Origin of the sequence: Winogradskyella flava (genome assembly GCF_014243395.1) — a bacterium.
GTDB classification, from domain to species: domain Bacteria; phylum Bacteroidota; class Bacteroidia; order Flavobacteriales; family Flavobacteriaceae; genus Winogradskyella; species Winogradskyella flava.
This window is the reverse complement of the sequence record NZ_JACLCP010000003.1, coordinates 395,796-409,614: the sequence shown is the minus strand read 5'-3', so window position 1 is coordinate 409,614 and position 13,819 is coordinate 395,796. Positions and strand designations below refer to the sequence as shown.

Sequence of the window (13,819 nt, the reverse complement as noted above, 5' to 3'; positions counted from 1 at the left end):
ACGAGAAAAAAGAAATTATGAAAAATTGCAAACTATTGGTAGCACTCTGCGCCATCTCCTTTATGCTTTCAGGCTGTTTTGAAGACAATGACGATAATGCTATTGCCGTTTCCGATATCAAAGACTTTGTTTGGAAAGGTATGAATGCTGTTTATTTGTATAAATCTGAAATTCCAGATTTAGCTAATGACCGATTTTCAACCAATGAGGACTATGCGAGCTATCTTGCGGGTTTTGATTCGCCCGAAATACTCTTTGAATCCTTAAAGTATCTGCCAGATACAGTGGATAGATTTAGCAGAATTACCGATAATTATTTCGATCTTCAAAACCAGCAACAAGGTGTTAGTCTAAGCAACGGACTGGAGTTTAATTTATACAGAGTCACTGAGGGCAGTAGTGAAGTTTTTGGTGCGATTACATTGGTTTTAAATAATAGTGTTGCCGATAATTTAGGTCTACAACGTGGTATGATTTTTAAAGCAGTAGACGATGTTAATCTTACAGAGACAAACTTTGTAAGTCTTCTTTCACAAGATTCCTATACTTTAAATTTTGCAGATTACGATGATAATGGCACTTCTGATATAAATGATGATATCATAACCCTAAATGGTAATAGTGAAACTCTTACTAAGGTACAATACACGGAAAACCCTGTTCATATAGCCCAAACTCTAACCCTGAGTGATAATACCAAAGTTGGTTATTTAATGTATAATGGGTTTAATAATAACTTTGAGAATGAGCTTAATACTGCTTTTGCCGGTTTTCAAGCAGATGGTGTAACAGAATTAGTCTTAGATCTAAGATATAATGGTGGAGGATCAGTACAAACGGCTGCTTATTTAGGTAGCATGATAACTGGTCAGTTTACTAGTCAAGTATATTCTAAGCTTTTTTATAACGAAAATTTACAAGATAATAACCGAGATTTCTTGTTTACTAATACTATTGAAGGAAGTGGTGCTATTAACAGTCTTAATCTCAATAAAGTCTACGTGCTTACCACTAACCGTAGAACAGCCTCTGCAAGTGAACTTGTAATTAATAGTTTAGACGCCTACATAGATGTTGTCGTTATTGGTGAAAATACAGTAGGTAAAACACAAGCTTCAATAACCATTTATGACTCTGCAAATTTAGCATTTGAAGACGTTAACCCTAACCATAACTATGCGATGCAACCTTTAGTGGCCAACTCAACTAATGTTAATGACGAACTTGTTCCAGCGAACGGAATAACTCCAGACATTCCACTTATCGAAGTAAGATACGCCTTAGGAACACTTGGTAATCCTGAAGAACCACTACTAGCAGAAGCAATTACTGACATACTAGGTTCTGGAAGATCTTCGGATATTCAAGATCGCTTTATGGACTTTCAATTAATAAAACGAGATGGACTAATTCACCCTTTAGAACAAGACATGTATATAGAACTTAGATAAAAAAAGCCGCTTAAAGCGGCTTTTTTTATCTTATAAATTTAAATTAAATCCTAAATTAAATCCTCGCCCCCTTGTTGTGAAACCAAATAACTCTTGATAATCCTCATTAAAGATGTTAGTGAAGTTAGCGAAAACGGTCATCTTACTATTTATAATTTTATGACTGATGTAAAAATCTAACAGACCATAAGAATCGAGAGTTACTGAATCATTTTCAAACGTCATGTTATTAAATACTACGTCTTCTCTATCATCATTATATTGATAAGATAAGCTCAATTGTGTTGCTTCAGATAATGAATAGTCTAATCGCGTATTAATTTTAATCTCAGGAATTCTTAAACTTAAATCTTCATCTAAAGATGTATACGTTGCATTTAAATTAACATCTAAATCTTTAGTCAAATTAGCTTGAGCAACAAACTCTAAACCACTCGCGGTAAAAGATTCAGAAATATTTTGATATTGAAATACAAAATTTCCTGTGTCAATAAAATCAATAAAGTTATCTTCATTTCTATTAAAATACACCAAGCTAAAAGTTGCCTTATCTTTTATTGAAACTTCTGTTCCAACTTCAATAGTTTGGTTTTCTTCAGGTTCTAAATCTGCATTCCCAAAACTTGGTTCAAATAATTGAAACAAAGAAGGTGTTATAAAAGCTGTACTATAACTCGCTAAACCTTTTACATATCCAAAATCTAAATCTACTTTATAAGATGGATTTAAGCTATATACCAAATGACTTCCATATTCACTATGGTTATTAAGACGCATACCCGCATTTACATTTAAACCAAAATCAGAAACATATACCACATTAGCATATGGATCAGTGATAGTAAATTGCGCAGTTTCTGGATCAATAGCTTGACTAAAATCGGTTTCACCAAAAGGAATTGAGAAACTTTCCATTTGGTTATCTTGATAATTAATGCCCAAAACGGTATAAAACTTATCACTAAAGTTATAACGATTAAAAGCGTCTACAATGATGCTTTGAGCATTAAACATTGATGGGAAACTAGATTCGATTTCGCGTTCAACATCATTATAAGCGGCATTTAAAATAATGCTTCCATTATTATATTTAAATTCTGGAGACAATCCAATTCTATATTGCCTAGAAATTGATTCATTATCAGAATCCACCATTCCAAAACTATCATCAAAATCAGCATTATAGTTATCAAAACTCCCATAGGCATTAAGCTTAAAATTATTACTAAACCTATAACCTAATTTTAAATTTCCATTGTTGCTACTAAAGGCATCTGATTCTATACCGCTCTCTATAGCTGATAATCCATCTGTAAATTGCTGACCAAAACTCGCCAAGTAATTAAATTTACCAACTGTTCCGTTTACAGAAACACTATTTCTAAAATCCTCAATAGCATAATTATTATCATCTGAAGATTGGTTAGTACCAAGTGTACTTCGTAAATTTAAATTAAATGCCTTTTTAGAGGCATCTTTTAGTTTAATGTTAATCACAGCCGTTGCCGCTCCTGTACCATATAGTGTACTCGACGCTCCCTTAAGAATTTCAATGGATTCAACTTGATCTGCATTTAGTAAACGCAAATCGTAGTCATTGGCTATTTGCGAAGGATCGGTAACCTGAACACCATCAATCATAATTAATACTTGTCGGTTTCGTCCTCCACGGACAAAATAACTTAGGTTCTGGCCAGCATTACTGCGCACACCATTTACTTCCACTCCAGCAGTTCTTCCAATAATTTCTGCGACAGATTGACCTTGTAGCTTTTCTAGGTCTTGAGCCGTGATTTTAGTAATTACTTTACCAGAATTTTCACGTTTAAGGTTAAATCTAGAATCCGTAATAACGACTTCATCCAATTTTTCAACTTTTACTGAATCTTGCTTTGTTTGTGCGAATCCAATAGATAACATACCCATACCAAGTATGTTACAAAACAGTTTTGTCTTGTTCATTTTAAAATTTAATTGCTCGAGAACATACAGCGAACTATACGTAAACTTTTATCCCGAAAGTTTGACTTCTATGTTGAAATTGGCAGGTCTCCTGACTTGCGTCTTGTTATTAGTCTTCCCAGAAAATAATTCCAGTGACATTGAAGTTTATAACAAGCTTTATAGCTTACAGTTGCGGGAACAGTTCTGGTTTCTCACCAGATTCCCTTTTAATCCAATCGGTTAACGATTAGAACCTAATTTCGATGCGAAATTAAACATTTTGTTTAAGTGTTTACTTAAAACTTCAAATAATCTTACTTTTGAATTTAATATCTACTTTTCACAATGAAATTATCATTTTTATTTTTGTTTTTAGTTGCGTTTGTTTCCTGTAAAAATGAGCCAAAAGAGGAAATTCCTTTTCAAACTAAAAATATTACACTAGCATTAAAATATGCCGAAGGTTTTTCAGTAGATGACAATGGTAATTTCAAAGTGCTTAGTATTTTAAAACCTTGGCCAAAAGCGAGTAAAAGCTATAAATATCTAATAGCTTCTAGCGAGGTATTATCTAAAATGACTTTTCCAAAAGACTACTATGATGGCATCATAACCAATGATATACGCAAAATAGTTGTTACTTCCACAACACATATTCCTGGACTAGAACTCCTAGGTGTCGAACAAAGCTTAGTTGGTTTTCCTGGTACAGATTATATTTCTTCAAAGAAAACTAGAAAGCGCATTACTGACGGTGAAGTTAGGGAGTTAGGCAAAAATGAAGGTATTAACACAGAAGTATTATTAGAGCTCAATCCAGATGTATTGATTGGTTTTGGTGTAGATGGCGTTAATAAGACTTTTGAAACTTTAAAAAACGCTGGAATTCCTGTTATCTATAATGGCGATTGGGTGGAATCTTCCGCACTAGCAAAAGCCGAATGGATCAAGTTTTTTGGAGTGTTGTTCAATAAGGAAAAAGAAGCTGACTCCATTTTTAACCAAATTGAAGTAGATTATCTTGCCGCTAAAGCGATTGCAAAGCAGGCGAAATCTCAACCTACGATTCTAAGTGGTGCCATGCACAAAGATGTATGGTACTTACCAAATGGTTCTAGTCCCGAAGCACAATTTCTAAAAGATGCCAATGTGAACTACTTATGGAGCGACACCACTGGAAATGGCAGTCTAGCTTTAAGTTTTGAAACCGTTTTTGATAAGGGCAAGAATGCAGATTTATGGTTAAACCCTTCATACTATACCAGTTTTAAACAATTGGAAGAAGCCAGTGAGCTTTATACTAACTTCAAGGCGTTTAAGAATCAAGCAATTTATACATTTTCAGATACTACAGGCGAAACTGGAGGTGTGCTATATTATGAACTTGGCACTGCGAGACCAGATTTAGTTTTAAAAGACATCATCAAGATTTGTCACCCTCAGTTGTTACTGGACTACACGCCATATTTCTTTAAAAGACTCAATTAATTGAATAAGCAAAAAACATATAGACCTCAGTTTTTACTACTCATAGCAGTAGTAATAATATGCTTTTTTGTAAACATCAGTTTAGGTTCAGTAAATATTCCTATTAAAAGTGTTTTCGAAAGCTTATTTGGAGCTATCGAAAATTCGACCTGGGAAGTCATTATTAATCGAGTGCGATTACCAAAAGCACTAACGGCAATTTTAGTAGGCTCTGGTTTGGGGATTTCAGGATTATTAATGCAAACACTTTTTAGAAATCCGCTGGCAGGTCCTTTCGTTTTGGGTATTAGTTCTGGCGCTAGTTTGGGTGTTGCTATAGTTATTTTAGGTTCGGGATTATTTGGTGGTTTCTTTGCTACGGCACTCGTGTCAAAATGGAGCATAATTATTGCTGCGAGTCTTGGTAGTTTTTTAGTGTTATTAGCTGTTTTAGCAGTTTCTAATAAAGTAAGAGACACCATGGCCATTCTTATTATTGGTTTAATGTTTGGCAGCATCACAGCAGCTGTGGTCAGTGTACTCTCCTACTTCAGTTCTGCCGAACAGCTACAGCAGTATATTTTTTGGGGATTTGGGAGTTTAGGTAATTTATCATGGGACGAATTATTAATTTTCTTTGGTATCTACTTAGTGGGAATAGTGCTAAGCATAGCGTCTATAAAAGGTTTAAACAGTCTTTTACTTGGTGATAATTATGCCAAAAGCTTAGGCCTTAATTTAAAACAAAGCCGATTGATCATAATCTTGGCAACAAGTTTAATCGCAGGAACAATTACTGCGTTTGCTGGTCCAATTGCTTTTATAGGACTGGCCATCCCACATTTAACACGACAAATTTTCAAGACCTCAAACCATAAAATATTAATGCCAGCGGTCTTTTTATTTGGTGCCATTGTGATGCTTATATGTGATAGTATTGCTCAAATTCCAGGAAGTGATTACACATTACCCATTAATGCAATTACAGCCTTAGTAGGAGCACCAGTTGTGATTTGGTTATTGGTAAGGCAAAGACAAATGATGTTCTAATGGGAGAACAAACCACAAATATCATTCTAAAAGCCAATCAACTTTCCATCGGTTATAAGACCAAAAAGGTTGAATCCATTATTGCATCAAATATTAATTTTGAACTACACAAAGGGCAACTAATTGGTTTGGTTGGTGCCAATGGTATTGGAAAATCCACGCTTTTAAGAACACTGATAAAAGTGCAACCAGCATTATCAGGCGCAATCACCTTAAATGGTAACGATTTAAAGTCAACAGGAACTCTAGATCTAGCAAAACAATTGAGTATTGTTTTAACAGAACCTCTCTCCTCAAAAAATCTGTCGGTTTATGAACTTGTTGCTTTGGGCAGACATCCTTACACCAATTGGATAGGAAATCTTACAGAAAACGATGTGTCCATAATTAACAATGCTCTGGAGCTCGTCAATATTATAGGTTTAAAAGATAAAAAGTGTTTTGAATTGAGTGACGGGCAACTTCAAAAGGTAATGATTGCTCGAGCCTTAGCTCAAGATACCGATATTATTGTGTTGGATGAGCCTACAACACATCTTGACATGTATCATAAAGCCTATATCTTAAAATTATTGCAAAAGTTAACCAAAGATACCGGTAAAACTATTTTGTTTTCTTCTCACGAAATTGATTTGGCAATTCAGTTATGCGATACCATGATTGTAATGCAGAACAATGACGTAGTTTGCGACCAACCTCGCCATTTAATTTCAAAAGGTATTTTTGAGTCGCTATTTCCAAAAGATTTGATTTCGTTCGATAATAATTCTGGAAGTTTTAGAGTGACGAAATAAAGCACTAATTAGTTGAAATTTAGAAAAATTCTAATGACCGTAGCTTCTCTTAATAAATATAGATTCTTCGCTTCGCTCTGAATGACAAATCAATTATCTTTGGTAAATTTCTCTTTTGATTTATGAACGAAACTCTTATTCTGTTAATTGCTATTGTTGTTTCTGCTGTTATTGGTGCCTATCTAGGTATGCTTTTTACAAAGTTGAAAAGTAAAAGTGAACAAAGTACTTTGGAAGAACGTCAAAACCAATTGGGCTTAACCATAGATGACTTAAAACAAAATATTTCCAAAATTGAATCAGAGCGTGAAGAGATTCGTCGGGAAAAAGAGTTTTTAAATTCTGAATTATCTAGAAAAAATACGGAGTATGAAAATCTACAGGAACAGAACTTAAAAAGAGATGAGGAACTAGCCAAACAACAGGAACAACTTAGAAAAGATTTTGAGTTGATGGCTTCAAAAATCTTGGATGAGAAGTCAGAAAAATTCACACTTCAGAATAAAGAGAACATCAAAAGCATTCTGAACCCACTTGAAGAAAAGATAAAAACTTTCGAAAAGAAAGTTGAGGATACTCAGAAAGAAAGCATTAGCATGCATTCTGCATTAAAAGAGCAATTACTTGGGCTTAAAGATCTTAATCAACAAATGGCCAAGGAAGCTACCAACCTAACCAAAGCTCTTAAAGGCGATAGTAAAACCCAAGGGAATTGGGGCGAATTGGTTTTAGAGCGTGTTTTAGAAAAATCAGGCCTAGAGAAAGATAGGGAATATTTTGTTCAGCAAAGTTTTCAGTTAGAAGATGGCTCTCGCGTTATGCCAGATGTAGTTCTTCACCTTCCAGATTCAAAGAAAATGATTATTGATTCCAAAGTTTCGTTAACCGATTACGAACGTTTGGTCAATGCAGATGAAGAAGAACGCATTATTCATTTAAAAGCTCATGTTAACTCTATCAAAAAACATGTCGATCAGCTTTCAGCAAAAAACTATCAAGATTTATATGATATCGAATCTCCTGATTTTGTATTAATGTTTATTCCTATAGAACCTGCCTTTGCAGTTGCCATAAACGAAGATAATACGCTATACAATAAAGCGTTTGAGCAAAATATTGTGATCGTGACACCTTCTACCCTTTTGGCTACGCTTCGGACTATTGATAGTATGTGGAATAACGAAAAACAGCAACAAAACGCCATTGAGATTGCCAGACAAGCTGGTGCACTTTATGACAAATTTGAAGGCTTAGTCTCTGATTTAACAGGTGTTGGAAAAAAGATAGATGCCGCCAAAAATGATTATTCTGCAGCTATGAATAAGTTGGTCGAAGGTAAAGGTAATCTCATCAGTAGAGTTGAGAGTATCAAAAAAATGGGTGCCAAAGCTAAAAAGTCACTACCAGAGAGTATCATAAAGCGCGCGTCTGAAGACGATAATTAAGGTATTCTATAGATAAGGCATAATATAAAATATTCCATTTTTAAGGCATATATTAGTTTATTCCATTTTTAAGGCATATATTTGAATTAAATTCATGTATTATGACAAGTGTTATAACTGGAGATATTATTAATTCAGGACAATTCAAAAGTCCAGAAGTATGGTTAGTTCCTTTAAAAGAATCCTTGATTAAAACTGGCGTTGATAGAAAATATTGGGAAATATATCGTGGAGATAGTTTTCAAATTGAAGTTAGAAATATCCAAGAAAGCTTTATCATAAGCTTATATCTCAAAGCATGTATTAAAGTAATAAAGAATCTAGACGTTCGCATAGCTATTGGTGTGGGTAATAAAACCTTCGAGGGTAAAACAATTGCAGAATCAAATGGAGAAGCTTTTCAATTTTCAGGAAATACACTAGAAAACTTAAAAAAAGAGAAAGCCAACTTAATGATTAAATCAAAGTATTCTGATTTCGACAAAGAAATGAATCTTTACTTTAAGCTAGCGTCAATAGCTATGGATAACTGGACACCAAATTCTGCAGAAGTCGCCAAGCTATCTTATGAATACCCAAAAAGCACACAAGAAGAGTTAGCAAAACTCATTAATATAAGTCAAGATGCTGTTAGCAAAAGGGCCAAAAGAGCACATCTTGATAAACTTTTTGAACTTGACTTAATGTTTAGATTAAAATTGGAAAAATTAATATCATGATTGTATTAATATTAAAACTTATTCTCGCTCATCTCATAGGTGATTTCTTTTTACAACCTCAAAAATGGGTCAAGGATAAAGAAAAAAAGAAGCTCAAATCTGTTTGGTTGTACGCACATATCGCCATTCATATTGTATTACTGTTTGTCATCTTATGGGATTTATCCTACACACCTTTAATACTATCTATTGGTGCTGTACATTTTATAATAGATGCTTTAAAACTTATGCTTCAAAAGAAAAAAACAAAACGGTTATTCTTTTTTATTGATCAAATATTACATCTTATAACAATTCTTGCCTTGAGTGTGCTATTTTACATAGGTGACTATGAATTTACTTTAACTTTAAGTGCACAATTTCTCTTTCTCATTATTTGTGCAAGTTTCTTAACGTCGCCTACATCGATAATAATGAAGATTATATTCTCCAAATGGGATATTTCCAAGCTCACCAAGAATAATGAATCCCTTAAGGACGCTGGAAAATATATTGGTATCTTAGAGCGCCTTTTAGTATTTATTTTTATAGTCGTTGGTCACTGGGAAGCTGTTGGGTTTTTAATCACTGCCAAATCAGTTTTTAGATTCGGTGATTTAACCTCAACAAAAGAAAGAAAACTTACAGAATACATATTAATAGGGACGCTTATTAGCTTCGGAATTGCTATTGTAGTAAGCTTGATTTATTTAAAACTTAATAATTATGTATAAGACCATTGACGCTTCGAGGATTCAAATCTCACAACTGATGTTGCCATCCAATGCTAATTTTGGTGGTAAAATTCATGGCGGTTATATTCTTAATTTAATGGATCAAATTGCTTTTGCCTGTGCTTCTAAACACTCTGGAAGTTACTGTGTTACTGCATCAGTAGATACCGTGGATTTTATTAGCCCTATTGAAGTGGGCGAACTTGTTACCATGAAAGCTTCTGTAAATTATGTTGGTAAGTCCTCAATGGTTGTTGGCATTAGGGTAGAATCCGAGAATATTCAAAACGGTGATAAAAAACATTGCAATTCATCATACTTTACCATGGTAGCCAAAAATGACAACGGAAGAGCAACAGAAGTACCTGGACTGATACTAAATGATAAAACCGAAGTGAAACGCTTTCTTAAAGCCTTGAAAAGAATTAAAACAAAACGACAACGTCAATCAGAATTCAACAGCACTAGCTTTTCATTACAAAACTACTTAAAGGAACTTGAAGGCTATCGTGTTAAGGTAGAATTACCAGAAAACTATTAATTATATATCCTAACTTATTGCTTAATAAAGCGTTTGGTCTGCGTACTTTTACCATCAGAAACCTTGACCAAATACACGCCACTTTTCCAATTAGATACATTTATTGAAGATTCCAACTGTGTTATAACGCCTTTATAAACACGTTTACCTAATACATCAAAAACTTCAATATTCGTATCAGCAATTGATGAAGGCAACTTTATATTCAGCTTATCTTTACCTGGATTGGGAGAAATGGTAAAATCTTTATCTTGGGTCAGCAAAACGTCTTCCTTGCTAAAACTAAAACCGAAATCCTCAGTAAGAGTTACAGCAAAAGATAAGGATGCCACCATAGTCATTAAAAAGAGTAATTTTAATCTCATAGATAAGGGCTTTAGAATACTAAGTTACTAATTATTAATCAATTCACTTAACACTTCATCGAAAACTGTGCCACAAACTACTTACTCAAATACATTTTTCGTCTTGAATACAAATCGTAAAACTCATCATCCTTTAGGCTTTCAATGAACAAAATACTTTCTCCAGTACTCTTCATTTCTGGTCCAAGTTTCTTATTTACATTCGGAAATTTATTGAATGAGAATACAGGTTGCTTAATGGCATAACCTTCCAATTGAGGGTTAAAATCGAAATCCGTTACCTTATTCTTTCCTAACATCACTTTTGTAGCATAGTTAACATAAGGTTCCTTGTAGGCTTTTGCGATAAAAGGTACAGTACGAGATGCTCTAGGATTTGCCTCAATGATATAAACTGTATCGTCTTTTATAGCAAATTGAATATTAATTAAACCAACGGTATTTAATGCTCTAGCGATAGTATGCGTATGGTCAATTATCTGTTGCATTACCAAATCACCAAGATTGAAAGCTGGTAAAGTCGCATTACTATCGCCTGAGTGTATTCCGCAAGGCTCAATATGCTCCATAATACCAATGATGTATACATTTCCATCTGCATCACAGATAGCATCTGCTTCTGCTTCAATAGCACCATCTAAGTAATGGTCCAACAATAATTTATTTCCTGGAATCGATTTTAGCAAGTCTATAACATGCTCCTCGAGTTCCTGTCTATTAATCACAATTTTCATACCTTGACCTCCAAGTACATAAGATGGTCTTACTAAGATTGGGAAGTCTAAGTGATCTGCAATAGCAAGGGCTTCATCTGCAGTCTCTGCAGTATCAAACTCAGGATAAGGAATATTATTTTCTTTCAATAAGGTAGAGAAACTTCCTCTATCTTCAGCTAAATCTAAAGACTTAAAGCTCGTGCCCATAATTTTAACACCATGACGTTCTAACTTTTCTGAGAGCTTTAATGCGGTTTGCCCACCAAGTTGAACAATCACACCTTCTGGTTTTTCATGCTCAATAATATCATAAATATGCTCCCAAAATACAGGTTCGAAATAGAGCTTATCTGCAATATCAAAATCTGTAGAAACTGTCTCTGGGTTACAGTTGATCATAATCGTCTCATAACCACATTCTGACGCCGCCAAAACACCGTGAACACAACAATAATCAAACTCGATACCTTGACCAATGCGGTTTGGGCCAGAACCTAATACGATAACTTTCTTTTTATCAGTAACAACACTTTCATTATCCACAAAGACGTTTCCATCTGCAGTTTCTACTTCACTTTCGAAAGTTGAATAGTAGTATGGAGTCTGTGCTTTAAATTCAGCCGCACAGGTATCTACTAACTTATAAACGCGGTTTATATTTAGCTCTCGTCTTTTATTATACACTTGACTTTCCAAACAGCCAAGCATATGTGCGATCTGTCTATCACCATAACCTTTTTGCTTCGCCTCAAGCATTAATTCCCTTTCTATTGTGTCAATTTTATAAGTAGAAATTTCTTTATGTAATTGAAATAACTCTTCGTATTGTTTCAAAAACCACATGTCTATTTTGGTAATTTCGAAGATTCGGCTCAAAGGAATTCCTATTTCTATAGCGTCATATATGGCAAAAACACGATCCCAACTCGCATATTTAAGCTTATTGATTATGGTGTCATAGTCTTTATAACCCTTGCCGTCTGCACCTAGACCATTTCTCTTAATCTCAAGGGATTGGGTTGCCTTGTGCAAGGCCTCTTGGAATGAGCGTCCAATAGCCATAACTTCACCTACCGCTTTCATTTGAAGACCTAAGGTTCTGTCAGAACCTTCGAACTTGTCAAAATTCCAACGTGGAATCTTCACAATAACATAGTCTAATGTAGGTTCGAATAAAGCAGAGGTTGATTTCGTAATCTGGTTATTTAATTCATCAAGCGTATAGCCTAAAGCCAATTTGGCCGCAATTTTAGCAATTGGATAACCTGTTGCCTTACTTGCTAAAGCCGACGAGCGCGATACTCGAGGATTAATCTCAATGGCTATTATATCTTCTTCTTCGTCTGGACTTACTGCAAACTGTACATTACAACCTCCTGCAAAATCACCAATACTACGCATCATATGAATTGCCATATCACGCATTTTTTGAAAGGTCTTGTCGGATAAGGTCATTGCTGGTGCAACAGTAATGGAATCACCGGTGTGAATACCCATTGGATCCATGTTCTCTATTGTACAAATAATTACAACATTGTCATTTTTATCGCGTAACAACTCAAGCTCATATTCCTTCCAACCCAATAATGCTTTATCAATCATTACCTCATGAATAGGAGAAATCTCTAATCCTCTAGTTAAGGATTCATCAAACTCCTTTTCATCATATACGATGGAAGCTCCTGCGCCTCCTAAAGTAAAAGAGGCTCTGATGCATAAAGGAAATCCGAATTCTTGAGCAATCTCTTTTCCTCTTAAAAAAGATGTAGCCGTTTCTTGTGGTGCCATGCCAACACCGATTTTAGTCATTAAATCCCTAAACTGCTCTCTATCTTCTGTAATATTAATTGCATCAATATCTACACCAATAATTTCTACATTGAAATCGTCCCAAATTCCTTTTTCATCAGCTTCTATACAAAGGTTTAATGCTGTCTGTCCACCCATGGTTGGTAATACAGCATCAATTTGAGGGTGTTCTTTTAAAATTTTAACTATCGACTTTGTTGTTAGCGGCAATAGGTAAACGTGATCCGCCATTGTTGGATCCGTCATTATCGTAGCTGGATTGGAATTGATAAGAATGGTCTCTATTCCATCTTCTCTTAATGATCTTAACGCTTGTGAACCAGAATAATCAAATTCACAGGCTTGACCTATAATAATTGGACCTGAACCGATAAGTAAAATGGACTTAATGTTTTTGTTTTTTGGCATGGGATTATCTTTTGGTTTGCAAAAATAGTTATCAATAGGATATAAAAAAAGGTGCTACACCTAAGTAACACCTTTAAAATATTAACAATTGTTAATCATTATTTTTTATGTCTTAATTCTGAAGACACAGACAATTTCTTTCTTCCTTTAGCTCTTCTACGTGCTAAAACTTTTCTTCCGTTAACAGAAGCCATTCTTTCCCTGAAACCGTGTTTGTTTCTTCTCTTTCTTTTTGACGGTTGAAACGTTCTTTTTGGCATTGTCCTATATTTTTAAAATCTTTTATACTTTTCTAATTGAGTATTCTCAAAACTGCGTGCAAATATACAACAAGTTTTTACTTTAGCAAGAACCTAAATAAAAATATTTCTATTAGTTTTTATTACCTTTGCTCACT

12 protein-coding genes and 1 riboswitch are annotated in these 13,819 nt (G+C 34.4%); of the genes, 8 read left to right on the top strand and 4 right to left on the bottom strand.

All coding sequences use genetic code 11. The annotated features are described in order from the left end of the window. Positions 1–17: 17 nt before the first annotated feature. Positions 18–1,451, top strand: coding sequence for a S41 family peptidase (locus H7F21_RS12330; protein WP_246431471.1), 1,434 nt, complete (start codon positions 18–20; stop codon positions 1,449–1,451). A gap of 30 nt (positions 1,452–1,481) precedes the next feature. On the opposite strand, the gene H7F21_RS12325 is transcribed toward H7F21_RS12330, so the two are convergent. After that, positions 1,482–3,413 (bottom strand): TonB-dependent receptor plug domain-containing protein, encoded by a 1,932-nt coding sequence (locus H7F21_RS12325; protein ID WP_185789592.1) that lies wholly within the window; start codon positions 3,411–3,413, stop codon positions 1,482–1,484. Positions 3,414–3,477: 64 nt separating this feature from the next. After that, positions 3,478–3,669: riboswitch (cobalamin riboswitch) on the bottom strand. A gap of 71 nt (positions 3,670–3,740) precedes the next feature. Between H7F21_RS12325 and H7F21_RS12320 the strand changes: the two genes are divergently transcribed. From H7F21_RS12320 to H7F21_RS12290, 7 genes are all read left to right on the top strand, one after another. After that, positions 3,741–4,883, top strand: a complete 1,143-nt coding sequence (locus H7F21_RS12320; RefSeq protein WP_185789591.1) for an ABC transporter substrate-binding protein — start codon at positions 3,741–3,743, stop codon at positions 4,881–4,883. Then, positions 4,884–5,912: a FecCD family ABC transporter permease gene (locus H7F21_RS12315; RefSeq protein ID WP_185789590.1), complete on the top strand. Its 1,029-nt coding sequence runs from the start codon at positions 4,884–4,886 to the stop codon at positions 5,910–5,912. Next, on the top strand, positions 5,912–6,706 hold the full coding sequence (locus tag H7F21_RS12310; RefSeq protein ID WP_185789589.1) for an ABC transporter ATP-binding protein: 795 nt from the start codon (positions 5,912–5,914) through the stop codon (positions 6,704–6,706). Before H7F21_RS12315 ends, H7F21_RS12310 begins: the two co-directional genes overlap by 1 nt. A gap of 122 nt (positions 6,707–6,828) precedes the next feature. Next, positions 6,829–8,151 (top strand): DNA recombination protein RmuC, encoded by a 1,323-nt coding sequence (locus H7F21_RS12305; protein ID WP_185789588.1) that lies wholly within the window; start codon positions 6,829–6,831, stop codon positions 8,149–8,151. A 101-nt stretch (positions 8,152–8,252) separates the two neighbouring features. Further along, a complete protein-coding gene (locus H7F21_RS12300) occupies positions 8,253–8,870 on the top strand; it encodes a transcriptional regulator (RefSeq protein ID WP_185789587.1) in 618 nt (205 codons plus the stop codon). Next, positions 8,867–9,583: a DUF3307 domain-containing protein gene (locus H7F21_RS12295; RefSeq protein ID WP_185789586.1), complete on the top strand. Its 717-nt coding sequence runs from the start codon at positions 8,867–8,869 to the stop codon at positions 9,581–9,583. Before H7F21_RS12300 ends, H7F21_RS12295 begins: the two co-directional genes overlap by 4 nt. Then, on the top strand, positions 9,576–10,124 hold the full coding sequence (locus H7F21_RS12290) for an acyl-CoA thioesterase (protein WP_185789585.1): 549 nt from the start codon (positions 9,576–9,578) through the stop codon (positions 10,122–10,124). The genes H7F21_RS12295 and H7F21_RS12290 overlap by 8 nt, the downstream gene beginning before the upstream one ends. A gap of 14 nt (positions 10,125–10,138) precedes the next feature. Here the strand turns inward: H7F21_RS12290 and H7F21_RS12285 are convergent, their stop codons facing one another. From H7F21_RS12285 to rpmH, 3 genes are all read right to left on the bottom strand, one after another. Beyond that, positions 10,139–10,489, bottom strand: a complete 351-nt coding sequence (locus tag H7F21_RS12285; protein WP_185789584.1) for a T9SS type A sorting domain-containing protein — start codon at positions 10,487–10,489, stop codon at positions 10,139–10,141. A gap of 77 nt (positions 10,490–10,566) precedes the next feature. Next, positions 10,567–13,422 (bottom strand): carbamoyl-phosphate synthase large subunit, encoded by a 2,856-nt coding sequence (gene carB, locus H7F21_RS12280; protein WP_185789583.1) that lies wholly within the window; start codon positions 13,420–13,422, stop codon positions 10,567–10,569. 98 nt (positions 13,423–13,520) lie between these two features. Then, the gene (rpmH, locus tag H7F21_RS12275; protein WP_138434274.1) at positions 13,521–13,682 is read right to left on the bottom strand and encodes a 50S ribosomal protein L34; all 162 of its coding nucleotides are present in this window, start codon (positions 13,680–13,682) and stop codon (positions 13,521–13,523) included. Between the last annotated feature and the right edge of the window lie 137 nt (positions 13,683–13,819).